The organism is Paenibacillus sp. PastM-3 (assembly GCF_029893965.1).
Classification (GTDB): domain Bacteria; phylum Bacillota; class Bacilli; order Paenibacillales; family Paenibacillaceae; genus Paenibacillus_AQ.
This window is the reverse complement of record NZ_JARXXP010000003.1, coordinates 132,066-150,579: the sequence shown is the minus strand read 5'-3', so window position 1 is coordinate 150,579 and position 18,514 is coordinate 132,066. Positions and strand designations below refer to the sequence as shown.

The window sequence follows — 18,514 nt, the reverse complement described above, 5'->3', positions numbered from 1 at the left end:
GTCACTCTTCCGGCCGCGCCGGCATACAACGTATTAGACACTTAAGCTGGAGGTATAACCCATGCTCTTCGCGCTGATGCAGCTGCTTGGCGGCTTTATTCTGTCTGTGGGCTGGATTCCGCAGATCATTCAGATTGTAAGGACGAAATCAGTCGCTGACCTTAATCTGAAAGCTTATCTGCTGATGCTGCTGGGCATCGGGCTGATGGAAGCTTGTGCCGTGAATCTCGCTGTACAGGGAAGCGGCCTGGCCTTTCTGATTACGAACACGCTGTCTCTGGCCGTTGTCTCTACCGTCGTGGTTCTGATCCTGCACTACCAGACCCCGCGTTCCCGGAGAAAATAATCCGGACTGCCGTTCCCTTGCCCACCTCGGAGGAAATCTCCACCTCATGCCCCAGCTTGCCGCAAATCTGCTTAACCAGATACAGGCCCATCCCGGTGGATTCCTGAAAGGTCCGCCCGTTGACACCGGTGAAATACGGATCAAACACCCGGGGCAGGTCGCCTGGCGGAATGCCTACCCCTTCATCACGGACTTCAAGCGTGACCCGCCCCTGTTCCTCTATATAGCCGTGAAAATGGACAAGTCTGCCCTCCTCCACCGTGTACCTTAGCGCATTCGTAATCAGCTGGGTCAGCACAAATCCGAGCCACTTCTCGTCGGAGGTGATGGTGATGCCGCTGTCTACAGCAATTGCCGGGAAAACGCGCTTGCGGATAAACAGCCTTTTCTGCTCGGAAGTCACACTGCGCACGACAGCAGCCAGTTCCAGCTGCTCCACATAAAAATCGTGCTCGAACGTATCGAGCCGGGCGGCATACAGCACCGTATCCAGCCCCTTCTTCAGCCGGTCCAGCTCATCGCCGATCGCCGTAAACGGGGGGCCGTCCTTATCCTGAATAATTAAATGAATGACAGACAGCGGCGTCTTCATCCCGTGTACCCACTGGTTGATAAAGTGAATATGCTCCTCCAGCTTGTGGCGGTAGCTGTGCAGATCATTCTGATAGAGCCGGAACTGCCGGGTCAGAAGATTGCGCAGGCTGTCGGCAAGCGGCGAGCTCTGGGCCGGGCCGCCCGATTCACCGAGCGAATCCGGCTGTGTCTGCAGCCGTTCATAGAAGGAACGGTTAGTGATGTAGCGGAAAGCCAGATAAGCCAGCAGCAGGCAGGTGCTCAGCAGCATCGCGTACAGGCTCACCTCCACTGTGCTTCCGCCGTCCAGCCGGTATACCAGCGTAATGATCAGCAGCTGCGACAGATACACTACAATTAACGGCGTCTGTTCCCGTAAAAACAGCCTCACTGTGCTTCCCCCCAGTCGCCCGATAACCGGTAGCCTTGGCCGCGCACAGTCTGAAGCCCGTCCTGGATCTCCAGGACGGCCAGTTTCTTGCGGACCCGTGTTACATAGACATTCAGTGTATTATCATCGACAAATGCCTGCTCATCCCAGATTTTCTCCAGCAGCCGGTCGCGCGTGACGACCGTACCGGCTTTTTGCATCAGCTCATCGAGGATTTTGGCTTCCGTATGGCTAAGCTCAATCCTCGCGCCGCCCCGCGAGAGCAGCAGCCGGTCCACATCAAGCAGCAGTCCCGAAACATTCAGGCTGCGCTCATTGCCTCCGGCAGCATAGGAGCCGTAGGCGCGGCGGAGATGGCTTTTGATCTTGGCAAGAGCAATTTCATAGTCAAACGGCTTCGTAATATAATCATCCGCCCCGTTTTCCAGCGCCATCACCTGATCCATTTTCCCTTCACGGGCGGAGATGAACAGAATCGGACAGGTGGAAATACCGCGAATCTGCCGGCACCAGTAATAACCGTCGAATTTGGGCAGATTGACATCCAGCAGTACCAGGTGCGGCGCATATTGTTCGAATTCGGTCCTTACCGCTTCAAAATCCTGTACGGCCTGTGTCTCATAGCCAAACTTATGTAAATAATCCTGAAGCAGGGTCACCAGACCCTGATCATCCTCGATAATGAATATTTTGAACATAGAATGCCTCCGGTTGCAGCCCTGGCCTGTGCCAGGGGGTTTGCCCATAATATATACAGTCCCGGCAGGCTAGTCAAATATGGTATACACTGTATAAGCGATTGTTGCAGGATCAGGAGGCCTGGAGGCAGCAGGTGAATGGCAGGCTCCACGGATGAGGTCATCGCCACAAGACAGCCTGTATCAAGCTTGATCGTCTCGCCCGGATACGGCGCAGCGAACGTTACATTCTTCCGCCCATAATGACATAATCAATTTCATGCGCACTCATACCTGCAGCCTCCTAAAGAGTTAATAATGCTTAAGTATCCGCTTCTCTGTGATTCCCTGATGTTATGAACGAGATATATACGCGCTGACCGCTGCCAGGGTTTCAGTCTTCCAGGCACAAATAAAGGCCGGCTCAGATGCATTGCATCATAAGCTGGCCTTTGATCTTGAACCCCGCGCTGCGGGGTTAACTTTGCGCTGGTCACGCTACTGAACCATCTTGCTGCTTGCTCAGTTTCGGCTGAAGCTTCGGTACTTTGTTCAGCTTTGGTCTGCCCAGTGATGTAGTCAAGGTGATGACATAACCGGCTACTACTACAGCCATCACTGTATACAGCGTCTCCTTGACCGGCATATAGATAAGCGACAATGCCAGAACAATAACATCCATGAGGATGAAAACCGTTCCTACCTTTATGCCCTTCCATTCACTGATCAGCAGCGACAAAATGTCGTCACCGCCGCTCGCACCGCCGCCCCGCAGGACCAAGCCTGCACCAAGACCTGTCAGTACGCCGGATAACAAGGCCGCAAGCGGCAGGTTACCCTGCAAATCAATCACCCATCCGGAATAGCGCTCCATCAGTCCGTAGAACAGCGTAAAGGCTGCTACAGAGATGAACGTGTTCACCACGAACGATCTTCCTTTAAAAATCATGGCGATTATAAGTACTGGTATGTCCAAGAGTAGAGTCGATACAGATGGTGAAATGCCTAGTACATATTTGCCGAGCAGTGCCAGGCCTACAAACCCGCCCTCGGTCAAATGGTTCTGATAATTAATGTGATAATAAGTAAACGCTAATAGCAAAGTTCCGGACAAAATAACAGTGAGTCGTAACGGCAGTTTCATGCCGTCGTTGTGATTCCTCATACAGGTCTCCCCTTATCGTAGTTGGCGGCTTAGACGTCACCGGACCCTCTACGACGGGTTGCACCAGAGGAGCTTATCCTTCGCATACAATACTCCCTTCCCATGGCAGAGGCGGCTTCGTCACTAACAACGTTTCGCACCTTCTACAGGGAAGCTAAGTATAAGACAGATCATAACGTTTCCAAATCGTCCTTTGGGGAATCGTCCTTCGGGGACACATGGTATCCTGATCCTTTCTTTAATTTGATAACTTCTGAATAGATTATACCACACGGCGGGCCGTCTCTAAACAGGTTTCCAGTAAAAACATCACGATTCATGTAAATTTTACGCTGTATTCATGTAAAACTTACATTCAGCCCTGGTTCCGCAGCAGACGGTTGACCGTTTCGCGCCGGACACCGATCAGCTGTCCGATTTCTTCCTGGGTTAACAGATCTGTCAGCTGTGCGCCATAAGCATAATCTTTCATCCAGCGGTTCAGCAGCTCCATGCGCTCAGCCGGAGAGCCGACGGTCAGGTGATCCAGCCGGGTCTGCATGAACCGGACCTTCTCCTGGAGCAGCAGCGCGATCTCCATCATTTTGTCCGGATTCTCGCGAAGCTCCCGGTACCATTCCGCTGCCGGAATGATCTCGATCTCGCTTTTGATCATGGCAACAGCCGTTCCATGCGCCTCCTTAGGCGAAATGAGGGAATGATGGGGGACAGTTTCACCGGGATACAGCAGATTGAACAGCACCATATTCCCGTTTTCATGCAGCCTTGTTACTTTGAACAGCCCGCTCTTCACCTTATAAAGATAATCGCAGCTGTCTCCCTGGCGGAACAAGACTTCCCCTCTGTGCAGAATCATTTCGCTCTCTCCTTTAGCTTCTGTTTATGTATATTAATAATTATACAGAATTACACCTCAAAATTGCAGGGAATCAAACAAAGAAAAAACTGCGGGGAACAGACCGCCATCTGTTTCCCCGCAGCTTGCTGTGCGGATCGTTAATTATTATTTCGCCTGCAGTGGCTTCTTCCAGAGTCCGAGCGCCAGACCGGAGATTACAGCACCGATCAGAACAGCCAGCAGGAACAGCAGTGCGTTGCTTGAAAGTGCAGCGACGAAAACCCCGCCGTGCGGCGCAGGCACGTTAATGTGCCAGAGCTGGGTAAGCCCGCCGGCAACAGCTGAGCCGATGATACAGGTGGTCAGCACGCGAAGCGGATCGGCCGCGGCAAACGGAATTGCGCCTTCAGTAATAAAGGAAAGTCCCAGTACATAATTCGTAATCCCCGACTTGCGTTCGGTTTCTGTGAATTTGTTCTTGAACAAAGTAGTTGCCAGTGCAATTGCCAGCGGAGGCACCATACCGCCGGCCATAACAGCAGCCATCATCAGACCGTTTGTGTTGCCGCTGGAGGTGAATACGCCGATTGCAAAGGTGTAAGCTGCTTTGTTGAACGGACCGCCCATATCAATGGCCATCATTCCCCCAAGAACAATACCAAGGATAACCATATTGCCGGTGCCCAATTTGTTAAGGGCATCAATCATCGCTGTATTGATTGAGCTAAATACCGGATCAAACACATAGAACATCGCAGTTCCGGTGATCAGCAGGCCGAATACCGGATACAGCAGAATCGGCTTCAGTCCGTCAAGTGTGCGCGGCAGGCCTGCAAAGGCTTTGCGCAGGCCGATGATGACATAACCTGCCAGGAAACCGGCGGCCAGACCGCCGAGGAAGCCGGAGTTGGAATTCAGGGCCATGAGCCCGCCGACCATACCCGGCATCAGCGCCGGACGGTCGCCGATGCTCATCGCGATAAATCCGGCGAGAATCGGAATCAGGAAGTGGAAAGCTCCGTCACCGCCGCCGATTGTCTGCAGCAGCTTCACCAGCGGATTATCGACGCTGGCCACCTGCTCGATGAGGAAAGAAATCGCGAGCAGGATACCGCCGCCGACTACGAACGGAAGCATATGCGAAATGCCGTTCATCAGATCTTTATAGATTTTATTGCCGATACTGCCGGATTTGGCAGGAGCTTCTTCATTGCTGCTTCGTCCGCCGCTGCTCTGGTAGATGGGAGCATCGCCCTTGAGCGCTTTGCTGATCAGTTCCTCAGGCTTGCGGATTCCGTCGCTGACCGGTCTTTGCAGCACCGGCTTGCCTGCGAAGCGGGCCATCTCGACATTCTTGTCGGCGGCCACAATAACACCGCTTGCCCGGCGGATCTCATCGGCGGTAAGCACATTCTGCGCACCTTCTGAGCCATTGGTCTCGACGCGGATATTGACACCCATCTCCAGCGCCTTCTTCTTCAGTGCATCTTCTGCCATGAAGGTGTGGGCAATCCCTGTAGGGCAAGCTGTTACAGCTACAACAAAACCGGAGGAATCCGGATTTCCGACGATCATCTTCTCAGGCGCCGGTTTAGCTGCAGGAGCGGTCTTTTCTGCTTCCGCCTTGGCATCCTGCTCCGCCTGCTTGGCGTCGAATAACGCGGCTACCTCATCCGGAGTGGACGCGTTCATCAGCGCATCGATGAATTCGCTTTCAATGAGTAACCTGGACAGAGCTGCGAGTGTTCGCATATGCATATTGCCTGCGCCTTCGGGCGCTGCGATCATAAAGAACAGCTTGGCCGGCTCATCGTCCAGCGACTCATACTCAACACCTGCACTGCTCTTGGCAAACACCACTGTCGCCTGGTTAACCGCAGAGGTTTTGGCATGTGGCATGGCAATCCCGCCGCCGATACCGGTGCTGGACTGTGCTTCACGCGCCAGAATCTTTTCCTTGAACAGCACCTTGTCGTTGATTCTTCCGCTGGCTGCCAGGCTGGCGATCAGTTCGTCGATCGCCGCCTCTTTGGTGGTTGCCTGCAGATTCATGATCATAGCTTCTTTTAACATCAAATCTGTAATTCTCATATTGATCAGCTCCCTATGGTTCCTGTAAATGCCGTTGTTCAGCTTAAAGCTGTGTAATCTGAATCTGCGGGCGCAGTCGGCTGATAAATCCGCCGTCGGCCAGATCATCGGAGAATGCCGTTGCACTCCCTGAAGCAACGCCTGTGCGGAAGGCTTCCAGTACATCCCCTTCACGGGATAAGGTGCCTACGAAGCCGGCAATCATCGAATCCCCAGCACCTACAGAATTTCTGACCTGACCTGCCGGCGCACTGGCAGCATACACCCCCTGCTCTGTAATCAGCAGCGCACCTTCCCCGGCCATCGAGACCAGCACATGCTGCGCTCCGGCTTCCAGCAGCTTGCGGCCATACATGATAATCTCTTCTCTTGTGCTAATGGTAACCCCGAACAGTTCGGCAAGCTCGTGGTGATTGGGCTTGACGAGCAGCGGACTGTGTTCAAGAGCCTGCTGCAGAGCCTGGCCGGTGGTATCAATCACGAACTGTGCATCCTGCTGCTTGCACACCCCGATCAGCCTGTTGTAGAAATCCCCGCCCAGCGAAGGAGGAATGCTGCCGGACATAACAACAATATCTCCGGCCTGCAGATTACGCAGCTTGTTCATCAGCGACTCAGCCTCAGCGGCAGTGATTTCCGGTCCGGTTCCATTAATTTCGGTTTCTTCACCGGATTTCAGCTTAATATTAATCCTTGTGTCTCCGCCGACCGGAACGAAGCTACTTGCAGTGCCTTCCTCCCGCAGCCAGTCCTCGATGAACCGGCCGGTGAAACCGCCAAGAAAGCCGGTCGCCGTATTGTCTACCTTAAGCTGGTTCAGCACACGCGACACGTTGATGCCTTTGCCGCCGGGCAGCTTCAGATCCCGGGACATCCGGTTCAGGCTGCCGAGCTTCATATCTTCCACTTCCACGATGTAATCAATGGAAGGATTAAGTGTAACGGTGTAAATCATGTTCATCCCTCTTTATTGTGGTTTACTTGCCATCATACGACTGTGAAGCCGACATCCATGGCTTCAAGCCCGCGGATGAAGTTGCCTTGCACTGCCGAATCCAGGATGCAGTGGTCGATTTCGTGCAGATCAGCCACCTTGCAGAAGGAGACCTGGCCGATCTTGCTGTGGTCTGCCAGCAGAATAGACTGTTTGGCAACAGCGATCATTTTGCGCTTCGTAGCCGCCTCCAGCATATTCGGGGTGGTAATTCCCTCCTGCAGGTCAAGCCCGTTCGTTCCGAGAAAGGTTTTGTCCACCCGCACCATCTCCAGCGACCGTTCCGTCATCGGACCGACAAAGGCCATCGTATCCGGCCGCAACATCCCGCCTGTAATCGACACTTCGATATTCCGGCAATCCCTCAGCTCGTTCAGGGCCATAATCGAATTAGTGATCACCTTCAAATTGGAAAAGGTCTTTAGCGCCTTGGCTATCTGCAGTGTTGTCGTTCCTCCGTCAAGCAGTATGGCATCTCCCTCCTGGATCATCTGGACTGCCTTGGCGGCAATCCGCTGCTTCTCGTCCAGAAGACGGTCTGCCTTGTCCGGAAAGGCGGCCTCAAAGTTAACGCTTTGCAGTGATACCGCCCCGCCATGGGTACGCTTCAGCAGCCTTGCTTCCTCCAGCTCCTTCAGATCCCGCCGGATTGTCGATTCAGAAACGCCAAGCTGGAGGCTGAGCTCCTGCACGGATGCCCTTGTACGCTGCTCAACGAACTGTACAATACTCCGTTTTCTTTCCTCTTCAAACAGCACAGCAGTCAACTCCCTGTACGCATAGCGTAAGCATGTAGTCCGCCTGCTATGCAGTATCTGTCTATTTGCTTACGCTTTTGATCATTTAACTGACGATTATTGCTCATTATTGATCATTTGTGCTCATTTATGATATTAACAGCGTTTTCATAAGTTGTAAAGTGATTTTTTATGCTCATTCCTGAAAAAACAAGTCTTGAGAAAAAACCTCCCGATTGCCTATTTCCTACCGGGAGGCAGCAACATATTTATAATACATATGGCTAAAAAGCGGGTGAACAGGGATGGCCAATAACATTAACGGTTATGGCAGCAGCGGCGGCGGCAAATATAAATTCAGCAATCGTTCCGGCGGTCCGGGAAATCCTGTTGAGTCTGCGGAACTGACCGCTGATGACTACGAGATTATCGCTGCCGGACTGGCTGCTCTTGGAGAATTCTTTGCTTTTTTGGCACTCGTCAAGGCTAAGCAGGTTGCGAAGGAAACCGGCGGTCAGGTGGATGTGGAGCCTGCTCTGTTCATCCAATCACGCAAAAAAGCGGCAAAACGGAAGTCCCGTCTGCCGCGCCGGTAGCAGCAGGTTTATTCATCGGAAGCTAATGGAATAGCATGATGCCGCTCCATTATTTCACTTACCTGCCTGCTCTGATTCTCTTCAATATCCACAATAACGATAATACGCTCCTTTTCGGCATGCTCTGCATATATAAGGGCATCCGCCTCCGGTATTCCTATCCCGATCAGGCTGACGGCAAGACCATCGCCCTCAAGGTCGGCTCCGGCCAGCTTGCGTGCCGCCGGACCGGCGGATACAGCGTTGTCGTTGATCATATCCAGGCCGACGCCCACCTGCCGGGCTGTCCCGAACAAGCCTGCATTGCCGGCTCCGCTCTCCGTTTTTCCGATTCCCGTGTCTTGGCTGATCTGCTCAAGCGTACTCTTTTGCTTCATTACAGCTGATATATGCTTCGCTTTTATACCGTTGTCCTTCAGGTCTCCAATTGCCAGCACGGCATCGCTCGGATGCCCGAATATCCCTATAACCAGCATAGTCATGTGCATCCCCTCCTGTTAATGCGTATTAACCTGCTTTTTTCCCGCTTAAACCGGGCCAGGGCTAAATGCACTCTATCAGGCTGAATCAATCTCTTGCGTTTCGGTTATAAAGATAGAATCGGGATCAGCTGTACATAAAGCCGTGCTACACATTCAAGATTACGGGGGTGCTGCTATGCTGCAAAGCAAATATTTTCGGACAAGCCTGTCCATTATTGCCTTTCTGTTAATTCTTTATCTGGGCTCCAAGGTGATGTTCCTGTTCACGCCGCTGCTCTCTATTATCAATCTGCTGCTGGTGCCGATGATGCTCTCAGGATTCATGTATTATCTGCTGCGCCCGCTCGTCATGTTCTTGGAAAAGCATAAGCTGAACCGTGCATTGTCCATCCTGCTGATCTATCTCGTCTTCGCCGGCCTCTTCATCCTGTTCTGGATTCTGATCTGGCCGACACTGCGCGAGCAGTTCCAGAACTTCATTGATAACATGCCTTATCTGGTACAGGGAATGCAAAATCAATTTAACGAGCTGCGGAATGATCCGGCATTATCACGGTTTTTCTCGGGCGATACGGACCTGTCCGATAAAATCTCGGAATATTTAAGCAACGCGGTCAACTGGATGACCAATTCCATGTCTAATCTGATCGGTGTCATTTCAAGTATTGTAGTGGTTATAGCCACCCTGCCGATCATTCTTTATTATATGCTGAAAGACGGGCATAAGCTGGCACCTATCCTGCTGGGGCTGTTTCCGCGTAAATACCGTAAGGAAGGCCAGGATATGCTCAGCGATATCGACAGTGCGCTCAGCGGCTTCATTGTCACCAGGGTTATTTTAAATGTGGTGCTCGGGATTATGCTGTACATCGGCTTCCTGTTTATCGGGCTGCCTTATTCCCTGCTGCTCGCTGTGATCTCCATTCCGCTTAACTTCATTCCCTATGTCGGGTCACTGCTTGCTTCCATCCCGGTCCTTATCGTCGGATTTATCGAATCCCCTTCCATGGCGATCTGGTCGCTTGTCATTATTCTGGTCGCCCAGCAGATTCAGGATAATGTGCTCTCTCCGATTATTTACGGCAAATCGCTTGATGTGCACCCGCTGACTACAGTTGTCATTGTGCTCGTAGGCGGAGATTTCTTCGGTATTATCGGTGTGCTGATTGCCCTGCCGGTCTATATGATTGCCAAAATCATTTTTATGCGCGTTTACGAGATTATCGTGGCAGAGCGGGTTGAGGAGATCCAACTGCCCAAAGACGAGCAGATGTAGCCGTAAAAATAACACAAAGAGCAGCGTCCCTGCAACAGAGGAACGCTGCTCTTTGTGTTTGCTGCTGCTTGTGCAGGCAGGTGCGGCTCACTAAAGACGGTCAGACAGCTGGTTATCCCCGCAGGGAGCGGACCACAAAGATATGTGTGCCCTTCATCAGATTCTGTCCGTCCTGCAGAGTAACCGCACCCTTGGTGTGCGAGACGATAACTGTATTGAAGGCAACCAGCTGGTCGCCTTTCCAGACTGTAACCGCCGATTTAAAATAGACAGCGTTGTCAAACTGCTGGCGCGCTCTCATGACATAGCCGACGGAGTGAAGAACCGGGGGCAATGCCCGCTCCTTGGGAGCGAGCGCCTTAATGTACACAATGTCACGAAAAGGCACAGCAATTTCCTGATGACCGATGACGGCCAGCGAAGCCTGAGGGTCCCATTTGCGCAGCACACCCTTCATGATCGTATAAGGCGCCTCGCCGCAATACATGATGACCGGTCTGCCTACCCAATGCTTCATTGCTCTCACCCCTTCACTATGCCCTTGCTACCTATAGATTCGGTATGGACCAGTCTATTCCTTTCAAACCGTGAGATTCCAGATACTGATTCGCCTGTGAAAAGGGCCTGCTGCCCAAAAATCCGCGGTGTGCCGAGAACGGGCTGGGATGCGGAGACTGGATAACCATATGGCGGGTCCGGTCAATATAGGCTCCTTTTTGCTGGGCATGGCTGCCCCACAGGATAAACACCATCGGCTCTGTCCGTTCATTCAGCTTCTCCATAATCGCGTCGGTAAATGTCTCCCAGCCTAATCCTTTATGCGAATTTGGCTGTCCCTCACGCACGGTCAGTACCGTGTTAAGCATCAGCACCCCCTCCTCCGCCCAATGCAGCAGTGAGCCGTGGTTCGGCACAGGCGTGCCTGTATCGCCATGCAGCTCCTGGTAAATATTGCGCAGCGAAGGCGGTATGCGTACACCGGGCTTTACCGAAAAGCTCAGCCCGTGGGCCTGTCCCGCGCCATGATAAGGGTCTTGTCCCAATATAACAACCCGTGTCTTACTGTATGGTGTCAGCTTGAGTGCCGAAAACAGCAGCTCCTTGGGCGGATAGACTGTATGCTGTTTATACTCTGCCGCTAACGCATAGCGCAGTTCCTGAAAATAAGGCTTCTGAATTTCCTCCTGAAGCACTTCATCCCAATCATTTCCGAACATCCCGGTTCCCCTTCCGATATCTGCTGTGATTTAGACCGTAATCTGTATTACCCTATTTCCGGCCGTAATCCGCTTTGATCTCTCCCCATTTCTTTGTCTGCCACTTCAGTACTTTGTTGTTATACGTGTTTGTCCGCAGCCAGTGCTCAGCCCTGTCGATCAGCGTCCAGATCTCCTCTGTAGAGGCATCGCGCACCAGGGTGGTCGCCACCTTCTTCTGCTTGACCCATTTCATCGCATTGACAGAATCGCTGTAGACTGTCTTGCTGCTGCCCTCTTTCTTCAGCAGGGCCAGCGCGTGAACAATGGCCAAAAATTCGCCCAGGTTGTTCGTCCCTTTCCGGATCGGCCCGCAGGAGAAAATAATATCCCCGGTCTGCGTATCCACACCCTTGTATTCCACCGGTCCCGGGTTGCCTCTTGTGCCGACATCTACCGAGATGCTGTCATAATCAATTTCCATTGATTCCGGCGCACTTGAAGCTGTGCTGCGGCTCCATGGTCCTGCCGGTTTGCCTTTCGCCGTACCGGACCCCGAAGCTCCGCTTCCCCAGTTGCCTTTCCAGCCTGCTTTGAAGGCAGCATCCGCGGCTGCCTTTGACTCATAGGATTTGTATTTGGCTCCGGTATAATGATCGGTCTGGGCCTGACATTCCGCCCAGGTCGCGTAAACACCCGGCTGCTTGCCCTCCCAGACCACATAAAATTTCTGTTTTGCCATGTTCGCTGCTCCTCCTGCAACCAAAAATTCCTCAGAAGAATATTGTAATCCAAACGCTGTCCGGATAGAAGCCCGTACCGGAAACAGCTGCTCAGCCTTAAGGAAATAGCGGATAACCGGATAATCGGCATCCGGTACGCCCATACTATACCGGTAACGAATCCAGCGGTTTGAGGGTAAGATCGATTATGGTCCGCAGCCGGCCGGCCTCCGGGTCCGTCTTGACCAGCACCCGCAGGCCCACGAGTGCATTATGCAGATAGGCGGCCATGTCAGCAGGGTCAAAGCTGCGCGCAAACTCACCGCTCTCCTGACCCAAGCGCAGCAGGCGTTCAAGCAGATGCTCGGTGTTCAGAAAGGCTTCCGTTACCTTGGCTAACGCCTCCGGGTCATGATTAGCAAGCTCCACTGCTGTATTCACCAGCAGGCATCCTTTAGGCTCGGGGCCTTTCTTGAACGCAACAGCTTCGAATAGCCGCCGGATGGCTTCCTTGGCGGAAGGCAGCACTTCTACCTTGCTCTCCATTTTACCGGAAACCGTATCCGTATAGCGCTCCATTACTTTCATATATAAAGTATGCTTGTCTCCAAATGTATCGTACATGCTGCGCTTATGTATACCCATGCCCGATACAAGATCCTGCATAGAGGTCTTCTCATAGCCCTGCTGCCAAAAAATCGTCATCGCTTTGCCAAGAACGTTGTCCACGTCAAATTCTTTACTTCTGGCCATGTATCATGCTCCTTCCTGGCTTTATTTTATCATTTATAGAACGATCGGTAAATATTGTGGAATAGAGTGACTTTATTCACTTCAATTCCGCACCAACCGTTCTATATTAATTTTAAAGCTATCCGCCGCCAACCTACTCTTCATTACACAATCAGGAGGCTTTGTCAGATGAACAAGATTACTTTTGGAACGGCTGTACTCGCTTTAACCCTGCTGATGGGATGTTCGGATTCAGGCAGCAGCAATGCGGTGGATAACACGGCTGGCAGTACAAACGGAACCGGCACAGCAGATGCTGTCACAACGGCTTCCATTGTCGATAACGAGGCGGCCTTCAGACATGCACTCAGCAAGGAAGGTACCTGGATTGCGGCGGCGCTGCGTGATCTTACCTTTACCGACGAGCTTGTTGTTGACGGACAATTCGTCCATAACGGCGGACCTGCCCGCAAAATCGCCCTCTACACCCAGGACAAGGATCAGAGCATCACCAATTCCTTCACCTTGACTGCTCCCAGGCTGACGGTCAGAAGTGAGAATACCCGGCTCGAAGGCGGCATTTTTATTGGCGATGTCTATGTTGAGGCTGACGGGTTCACTATAATCAGCGCTACTGTCAGAGGAAATATTTATTTTGCTAACAAGCAGTACCTGTCTACGTTCAAACTGGGTGACCAGGGGATGGTGAGCGGATCAACCAAAGTGAAGTAACAAGCGGGACAAAATACCGGCTGGTTAACCGTTCCCCTATGAAATGAGGTATATCAAATGTCTGTCCGGCAGAATAACGTAATCCTTCTATTCTCCCTGCTTCTTCTACTATCCTCATGCAGCGGGCAGAAGGCTGAGCAGCAGGTGCTCCGGATTCAGTCCGGCCAGAACCTCAGACTCCTGACAACTACAGATATTCATTATCTTTCCCCCAGGCTGACCGATAATGGGCCTGCTTTCCGCCGCTTTCTGGCTGCCGGGGACGGCAAGCAGCTGAACTACAGTGATGAAATACTGGATGCCCTGGACCTCGATATAGGAATCCGGCGCCCGGCGGCAGTCATAATCAGCGGAGACCTGACCAATAACGGGGAAAAAGCCAGCCATCAGGATCTTGCCGGGCATTTGCGGGCGATTGAGCAGCGAACCGGAACACGGATTTATGTCATTCCGGGCAATCATGATGTGATGAACCCTTGGGCAAGACGCTTTGAGGGGGAACGGCAGATCCAGACGGATTCCGTTACTCCAAAAAACTTCCGCAGCATTTACAGCGAATTCGGTTATGGGGAAGCTCTGCTGAGGGACAATGACTCTCTCAGCTACCTGGCAGCCCCTTCAGAGGATCTCTGGCTTCTGATGCTGGATACCAGCCAATACTGCAGCAATAAAAAGCTGGGGCACCCGCAGCTTGACGGCCAGCTTACCGACTCCACTCTGCGCTGGATCGACCGCTGCGGCGAACTGGCTGCCGGGAACGGTGCGCAGATTGTGGCGGTTATGCACCACAGCCTGCTTGATCACAGTGATTCTCTCCGGGTGGGCTTCACGCTTAACAACAACAAGCAGGCTGCTGCGGCCCTGCTCCGCAGCGGGATTACAACGGTCTTCAGCGGACATATTCATTTCCAGGATATCCGTAAAAGCGAAGCCGGCATCTATGACGTTGCCAATAGCGCCTTGTCCGTCTACCCGCACCAGTACGGGATTCTGGATTATTCACCTGCATCGCGGACGATTGACTATAATACCGCGAAGCTAAACGTAGAGCTCTGGGCCAAATCGGCAGGCAGCACGGACCCCAACCTGCTGAACTTCAACGCTTACAGCGAAGAGGCATTCCGGAAGCTGTCAGCGGACAGAAGCTATGCCAGGCTGACCGGTGACAGCAGCTATGACGGTTATAAGCAGGAACAGCTGGAGACTATGGCGGATGTTGTGGGACGGCTGAATGAAATATATTTTGCAGGAACTGTTGACAAGGATATTGCTGCTGTTACTGCTTCGGAGGGTTTCCGGTTGTGGCAGGCGGCACCGTACAGCGGCCTAAAGAGCTATGTGCTTCGGATGTCGGAGCTGGAGCGAAAGAATAATAACCATTTTGTTACAAAGTTTCCTCAGCGGTAACGTTTGAACCAGGCGGATTACGTTTAATTTAGGGCGAGCACTCTAATCTGCATAGCCCAAGGAGGACAACAATCCTATGTTCAAACGGATGGATGAAATTATGATTGAGATTCCCGATGTCGAGAAACCCGACCCGAATGCGGCTGCTGCCGTGCAAGAGCTGTTAGGCGGTAAATTCGGGGAGATGTCCACGCTCAATAACTATCTCTACCAGTCTTTTAACTTCCGTTCCAAGGATAAGCTGAAGCCGTTCTATGACCTGGTGATGAGCATTACCGCTGAAGAACTCGGGCATGTGGAGCTGGTCTCCCATGCCGTCAACAAATGTCTCAGAGGCTCAACCGCTTATAAAAAGCCGGACTCTACTCCGCTTGAATCTGTAAAGGATGCCCGATTGTCCTACCCTTTCCTGGCCGGAGCGCAGGGTGCCATGCCGTTCGATTCCATGGGCAATCCGTGGACCGGGGCCAATGTGTTCAACAGCGGCAATCTGGTGGAGGATCTGCTGCATAACTTCTTCCTTGAATGCGGGGCCAGAACCCATAAGATGAAGGTCTATGAAATGACCGATCATCCGGCCGCCCGCGCGGTTGTAGGCTTCCTGCTTGTACGCGGCGGCGTCCATGTCGTGGCTTATGCAAAGGCGCTGGAGATTGCCACAGGCGTAAACGTGACCAAGCTGGTACCGGTACCGTCTCTGAGCAATAAACTGTTCACCGAAGCCAAAAAATACGAGGAAAAAGGCGTGCACACCAAGCTGTACACGTGGAGTGACAAGGACTTCAGCTCGATCGGCCAGATCTGGAAGGGTACTCACCCTGAGGACGGTCTTCCGCTGGAAGTGATTGAAGGCGCTCCTGAAGGCGTTCCTATTCCTGAATCGCCTGAACTCAAGGAGGAATTCGCGCCGGGCATCTCCGCAGAGGAATTCAAAGAGATTGCGAAACGGCTCAAAATGGCCGGCAATATCACGGACTAGCTTTTATTACCCGGCGGGCTTGAGCTTGATATAAGATTATTGGACAGTAATAGGGCGCCTGCTTGTGCAGGTCGCCCTATTTGGTCGTGTGTTTGCTATTTTTAGTTTGCCATTTTTATTCGGTTTAATCATAGCCGCCGACTGCTTCCGGAAGCTCCAGGTAAGCCGGCTTGCTTTTGACCAGCTCAAAAATATAGCTCCGCAGCTCCTTCAGCTGCTCAGCATCTGCAGTTATTTCGCAGTTTTCTTCATCCCAATAAAATGACCGCTCTTCCCCGTCCAGCCTAATCTGCCAGTGTTCCTCGCCAAACGGGGTCTTTGCGCAATTCTTCATATCCGGCTCCAGCTTGAGCTCCCTGTAAATGTTGATTGTGCGTAAACGGGCATAAATATCCGCCATTTCACTGTCTGTCAAAACCAACTCTGCCTGTGCCGTTCCCTTAACCACCAGATCCTTGGTCACCGTACCGTTAAAGGTGTTAATCTCATTTTTACCCGTAATCCCAAAACGCACAGAGAATGCAAAATCCGCCGGCATGGTTTCCGGCATCTGTCCGGTAACGGATGTGTGGGATGTAGTGGATGAGTCTGGTGCGTTAGGTGCGGTGGATGTGTCAGATCCGGTGGTTGCATTTGGCAAGCTGGATGATTGGGGTGCGGCGGGTGTGTTACTTACAGCGTTTGCTTCCCCTTGTTCAGCACTTGGACTATTATTTTCTGCGCAGCCTGTCAGGACTAGAAGTAACAGCAGGGAAGTGACTGGTAGTAGCAGACGCATTATTCCCCCTCCTTCTGTAACTGGTTACCAGTTATTACTCTTATCCTTACTAAACGGCTGATCCCTGATAATGCTGCGGATGGAGGAAAAGTGAGGCTTGTCCGCTTCGATTCAGAGGCATTTTTGCCTCTCATTTCGGCGATCTGGCTGCTTCCGCTCGAATCAGAGGCATTTTTGCCTCTCATTCCGTCACCGCAGCTTCAAGAATGAGCTCCGTGGAGGCAACCTCCCTGCCGTTCACCAGCAGCACAATCCGGTGCCCGCCCGGATAGTGGCGGCGGGTGGTCAGGTCTGCCCAGCGGTGTGTACGGACGGCAGACAGCCTTGATCCCCCCGGAACCGTTTTGTCCGAGAGCAGGAACAGCTTGCGGGAGGTTTTGCCGCCGGCCTTCACAAAATCAATTCCGTATTCCACCCGGATCCGTACCGCTTCCCCCTCCCGCACTCTAAGTTCATAGCTCAGCACACAGCTCTCGCCAATCCGCAGAACGGCCGGATCGGCGGACAAGGCGGCGGCTGCCACAAGCGGCGTATGATCTTCTTCCTCCGCATAGCCGAAGATCGCCATAATCTCCGGGTTTGCTTTGCGGATCAGCGAGCGGCAGCCATGCCGCACGATCCAGTCGGTGCGGGTGCTTGCGCCCATCCAGCGGCGGGCAATGCTGATTACGATACCCGGATGATCCTTGGCAATATCATTCAGGTTGTTGGCCACACTTTTGCGCACGTACAGCGACGGATCATCCTTCAGCTGCTCCAGCACCGGCAGCACGGGGGAAGGGTCGCGTTTGAATACCGGCAGCGCCTGCCCCCACGGCAGACGCGGACGGCAGCCTTCGCTGGCAAGCCGGCGCACATGCTCATTGCTGTGCCGCGACCAGACCAGCATCTGCTCCATCATCCGCTTCGGGTCGCGCAGCAGAAAAGGTCTGACGGCAAACTCGGCACTCGACCCCTGTGTAAACCGTTCCAGCGCAGCCACCGACAGCGCCCAATGCTCCTCAGCCTGCCCGTATACCTCAACGAAATCGGGGAAGATCAGGTATGGGAAACCCATGCACTCCTTATCTACGGCATACAGGACAGCCAGAGCCTGCTCATAGCCGGCCGGCAGATAAGTTCCCAGTGTCTCCGTAATCCGCCGCATCCGGGCTTTCAGCTCCAGCTCTTCCCACGGCTCCCGCATCGCTTCAGCGACAAAGCCTTCTATATCAAATGCGTCATAAGCTCCATGCAGTATCCTGCCGAAGCTCTGCAGAAATCCTTCATTGTACATAGCCTTTAACGGCTCCGCCATGTCTTGTACCCTCCAATAGTTGTTGAAATCCCAGTTATGAAAGCATAGCATGGCATACTGGACAGCCTGGTGTCAGGTTTGATTTTTATTCCGGGCTATTTATACTGTTATTCTCTGCTCATCCATTATTCTTCCGTTTTGGCAAACCCGCGATACCTGTCCCGCGCTCATACTCTTCATCCTCAAGGAACGGAGAGATCGTCCAGAGCCCGGCAATACTGATCACATCATCCTCACCGGCATCGGTATCATCATCATACTCATCAAGATACTCATACTCATCATCAGCTCCGGCAAAAATCAGCCCATTGTCCGTCTCCTCTGCTGTCGGCGCTCCTTCGTCAACAAGAACCTCATCGGATTGTCTGCCCCAGCAACCGCAGCCGTATCCGCAGCGCGGATAGCGTACCACTGGATTTTATAGCCGAAGCTTAACGGAGTGTCCAGAGTTGCATCAAATTTTTCAGCAAATTCTGCACACATATTCAAGTCCCCTCCCGTAAAA

21 protein-coding genes are annotated in these 18,514 nt (G+C 52.6%); 6 read left to right on the top strand and 15 right to left on the bottom strand.

Annotated elements, in window-relative coordinates:
* Positions 1-61: 61 nt before the first annotated feature.
* The gene (locus tag M2108_RS07290) at positions 62-346 is read left to right on the top strand and encodes a PQ-loop domain-containing transporter (RefSeq protein ID WP_277468626.1); all 285 of its coding nucleotides are present in this window, start codon (positions 62-64) and stop codon (positions 344-346) included.
* Here M2108_RS07290 and M2108_RS07285 read toward each other — a convergent pair.
* The 7 genes from M2108_RS07285 to M2108_RS07255 form a co-directional block, all read right to left on the bottom strand.
* Positions 291-1,310, bottom strand: coding sequence for a sensor histidine kinase (locus M2108_RS07285; RefSeq protein ID WP_277468627.1), 1,020 nt, complete (start codon positions 1,308-1,310; stop codon positions 291-293). The two genes, M2108_RS07290 and M2108_RS07285, sit on opposite strands and share 56 nt — an antisense overlap.
* Positions 1,307-2,008 carry a response regulator transcription factor gene (locus M2108_RS07280; protein ID WP_277468628.1) on the bottom strand — a complete coding sequence of 234 codons (702 nt, stop codon included), beginning with the start codon at positions 2,006-2,008 and terminating at the stop codon, positions 1,307-1,309. Before M2108_RS07280 ends, M2108_RS07285 begins: the two co-directional genes overlap by 4 nt.
* Before the next feature lie 472 nt (positions 2,009-2,480).
* Positions 2,481-3,152 carry a YitT family protein gene (locus tag M2108_RS07275; protein WP_277468629.1) on the bottom strand — a complete coding sequence of 224 codons (672 nt, stop codon included), beginning with the start codon at positions 3,150-3,152 and terminating at the stop codon, positions 2,481-2,483.
* Positions 3,153-3,507: 355 nt separating this feature from the next.
* Positions 3,508-4,008, bottom strand: a complete 501-nt coding sequence (locus M2108_RS07270) for a Crp/Fnr family transcriptional regulator (RefSeq protein ID WP_277468630.1) — start codon at positions 4,006-4,008, stop codon at positions 3,508-3,510.
* A 147-nt stretch (positions 4,009-4,155) separates the two neighbouring features.
* Positions 4,156-6,081: a PTS fructose transporter subunit IIABC gene (locus tag M2108_RS07265; RefSeq protein WP_277468631.1), complete on the bottom strand. Its 1,926-nt coding sequence runs from the start codon at positions 6,079-6,081 to the stop codon at positions 4,156-4,158.
* A gap of 43 nt (positions 6,082-6,124) precedes the next feature.
* Positions 6,125-7,036: a 1-phosphofructokinase gene (gene pfkB, locus M2108_RS07260; RefSeq protein ID WP_277468632.1), complete on the bottom strand. Its 912-nt coding sequence runs from the start codon at positions 7,034-7,036 to the stop codon at positions 6,125-6,127.
* 32 nt (positions 7,037-7,068) lie between these two features.
* Positions 7,069-7,833 carry a DeoR/GlpR family DNA-binding transcription regulator gene (locus M2108_RS07255; RefSeq protein WP_277468633.1) on the bottom strand — a complete coding sequence of 255 codons (765 nt, stop codon included), beginning with the start codon at positions 7,831-7,833 and terminating at the stop codon, positions 7,069-7,071.
* A 284-nt stretch (positions 7,834-8,117) separates the two neighbouring features.
* On the opposite strand from M2108_RS07255, the gene M2108_RS07250 reads away from it, so the two are divergent.
* A complete protein-coding gene (locus M2108_RS07250; RefSeq protein ID WP_277468634.1) occupies positions 8,118-8,408 on the top strand; it encodes a hypothetical protein in 291 nt (96 codons plus the stop codon).
* Between the two features lie 8 nt (positions 8,409-8,416).
* Here M2108_RS07250 and M2108_RS07245 read toward each other — a convergent pair whose 3' ends face one another.
* A complete protein-coding gene (locus M2108_RS07245; RefSeq protein ID WP_277468635.1) occupies positions 8,417-8,890 on the bottom strand; it encodes a general stress protein in 474 nt (157 codons plus the stop codon).
* Positions 8,891-9,065: 175 nt separating this feature from the next.
* Between M2108_RS07245 and M2108_RS07240 the strand changes: the two genes are divergently transcribed.
* On the top strand, positions 9,066-10,166 hold the full coding sequence (locus M2108_RS07240; protein WP_277468636.1) for an AI-2E family transporter: 1,101 nt from the start codon (positions 9,066-9,068) through the stop codon (positions 10,164-10,166).
* A gap of 112 nt (positions 10,167-10,278) precedes the next feature.
* Here M2108_RS07240 and M2108_RS07235 read toward each other — a convergent pair whose 3' ends face one another.
* The 4 genes from M2108_RS07235 to M2108_RS07220 form a co-directional block, all read right to left on the bottom strand.
* Positions 10,279-10,683, bottom strand: a complete 405-nt coding sequence (locus M2108_RS07235) for a hypothetical protein (protein ID WP_277468637.1) — start codon at positions 10,681-10,683, stop codon at positions 10,279-10,281.
* A gap of 31 nt (positions 10,684-10,714) precedes the next feature.
* The gene (gene ung, locus M2108_RS07230) at positions 10,715-11,383 is read right to left on the bottom strand and encodes a uracil-DNA glycosylase (protein ID WP_277468638.1); all 669 of its coding nucleotides are present in this window, start codon (positions 11,381-11,383) and stop codon (positions 10,715-10,717) included.
* 52 nt (positions 11,384-11,435) lie between these two features.
* Entirely contained in the window at positions 11,436-12,104 is a 669-nt protein-coding gene (gene rnhA / locus M2108_RS07225; protein ID WP_277468639.1) for a ribonuclease H, read from the bottom strand.
* Between the two features lie 145 nt (positions 12,105-12,249).
* Complete coding sequence (locus tag M2108_RS07220; RefSeq protein ID WP_277468640.1) at positions 12,250-12,837, bottom strand: TetR/AcrR family transcriptional regulator; 588 nt, start codon at positions 12,835-12,837, stop codon at positions 12,250-12,252.
* Positions 12,838-13,005: 168 nt separating this feature from the next.
* Here M2108_RS07220 and M2108_RS07215 point away from each other — a divergent pair, with 168 nt between their 5' ends.
* From M2108_RS07215 to M2108_RS07205, 3 genes are all read left to right on the top strand, one after another.
* The gene (locus tag M2108_RS07215) at positions 13,006-13,548 is read left to right on the top strand and encodes a hypothetical protein (protein WP_277468641.1); all 543 of its coding nucleotides are present in this window, start codon (positions 13,006-13,008) and stop codon (positions 13,546-13,548) included.
* Positions 13,549-13,605: 57 nt separating this feature from the next.
* Positions 13,606-14,955, top strand: coding sequence for a metallophosphoesterase (locus M2108_RS07210; RefSeq protein WP_277468642.1), 1,350 nt, complete (start codon positions 13,606-13,608; stop codon positions 14,953-14,955).
* Positions 14,956-15,031: 76 nt separating this feature from the next.
* Positions 15,032-15,934 (top strand): manganese catalase family protein, encoded by a 903-nt coding sequence (locus tag M2108_RS07205; protein ID WP_277468643.1) that lies wholly within the window; start codon positions 15,032-15,034, stop codon positions 15,932-15,934.
* 124 nt (positions 15,935-16,058) lie between these two features.
* Here the strand turns inward: M2108_RS07205 and M2108_RS07200 are convergent, their stop codons facing one another.
* The 3 genes from M2108_RS07200 to M2108_RS07190 form a co-directional block, all read right to left on the bottom strand.
* Positions 16,059-16,712, bottom strand: a complete 654-nt coding sequence (locus M2108_RS07200; protein ID WP_280776947.1) for a hypothetical protein — start codon at positions 16,710-16,712, stop codon at positions 16,059-16,061.
* A gap of 181 nt (positions 16,713-16,893) precedes the next feature.
* Positions 16,894-18,009 (bottom strand): DNA alkylation repair protein, encoded by a 1,116-nt coding sequence (locus M2108_RS07195; protein WP_277468645.1) that lies wholly within the window; start codon positions 18,007-18,009, stop codon positions 16,894-16,896.
* A 118-nt stretch (positions 18,010-18,127) separates the two neighbouring features.
* On the bottom strand, positions 18,128-18,421 hold the full coding sequence (locus tag M2108_RS07190) for a hypothetical protein (RefSeq protein WP_277468646.1): 294 nt from the start codon (positions 18,419-18,421) through the stop codon (positions 18,128-18,130).
* Between the last annotated feature and the right edge of the window lie 93 nt (positions 18,422-18,514).

Bases quoted from the DNA above. Each gene is read 5' to 3' on its own strand.
- M2108_RS07290 (WP_277468626.1), top strand. From the start codon at position 62: ATGCTCTTCGCGCTGATGCAGCTGCTTGGCGGCTTTATTCTGTCTGTG.
- M2108_RS07280 (WP_277468628.1), bottom strand. From the start codon at position 2,008: ATGTTCAAAATATTCATTATCGAGGATGATCAGGGTCTGGTGACCCTG.
- M2108_RS07275 (WP_277468629.1), bottom strand. From the start codon at position 3,152: ATGAGGAATCACAACGACGGCATGAAACTGCCGTTACGACTCACTGTT.
- M2108_RS07270 (WP_277468630.1), bottom strand. From the start codon at position 4,008: ATGATTCTGCACAGAGGGGAAGTCTTGTTCCGCCAGGGAGACAGCTGC.
- M2108_RS07265 (WP_277468631.1), bottom strand. From the start codon at position 6,081: ATGAGAATTACAGATTTGATGTTAAAAGAAGCTATGATCATGAATCTG.
- pfkB (WP_277468632.1), bottom strand. From the start codon at position 7,036: ATGATTTACACCGTTACACTTAATCCTTCCATTGATTACATCGTGGAA.
- M2108_RS07250 (WP_277468634.1), top strand. From the start codon at position 8,118: ATGGCCAATAACATTAACGGTTATGGCAGCAGCGGCGGCGGCAAATAT.
- M2108_RS07245 (WP_277468635.1), bottom strand. From the start codon at position 8,890: ATGACTATGCTGGTTATAGGGATATTCGGGCATCCGAGCGATGCCGTG.
- M2108_RS07240 (WP_277468636.1), top strand. From the start codon at position 9,066: ATGCTGCAAAGCAAATATTTTCGGACAAGCCTGTCCATTATTGCCTTT.
- M2108_RS07235 (WP_277468637.1), bottom strand. From the start codon at position 10,683: ATGAAGCATTGGGTAGGCAGACCGGTCATCATGTATTGCGGCGAGGCG.
- ung (WP_277468638.1), bottom strand. From the start codon at position 11,383: ATGTTCGGAAATGATTGGGATGAAGTGCTTCAGGAGGAAATTCAGAAG.
- rnhA (WP_277468639.1), bottom strand. From the start codon at position 12,104: ATGGCAAAACAGAAATTTTATGTGGTCTGGGAGGGCAAGCAGCCGGGT.
- M2108_RS07220 (WP_277468640.1), bottom strand. From the start codon at position 12,837: ATGGCCAGAAGTAAAGAATTTGACGTGGACAACGTTCTTGGCAAAGCG.
- M2108_RS07215 (WP_277468641.1), top strand. From the start codon at position 13,006: ATGAACAAGATTACTTTTGGAACGGCTGTACTCGCTTTAACCCTGCTG.
- M2108_RS07210 (WP_277468642.1), top strand. From the start codon at position 13,606: ATGTCTGTCCGGCAGAATAACGTAATCCTTCTATTCTCCCTGCTTCTT.
- M2108_RS07205 (WP_277468643.1), top strand. From the start codon at position 15,032: ATGTTCAAACGGATGGATGAAATTATGATTGAGATTCCCGATGTCGAG.
- M2108_RS07200 (WP_280776947.1), bottom strand. From the start codon at position 16,712: ATGCGTCTGCTACTACCAGTCACTTCCCTGCTGTTACTTCTAGTCCTG.
- M2108_RS07195 (WP_277468645.1), bottom strand. From the start codon at position 18,009: ATGGCGGAGCCGTTAAAGGCTATGTACAATGAAGGATTTCTGCAGAGC.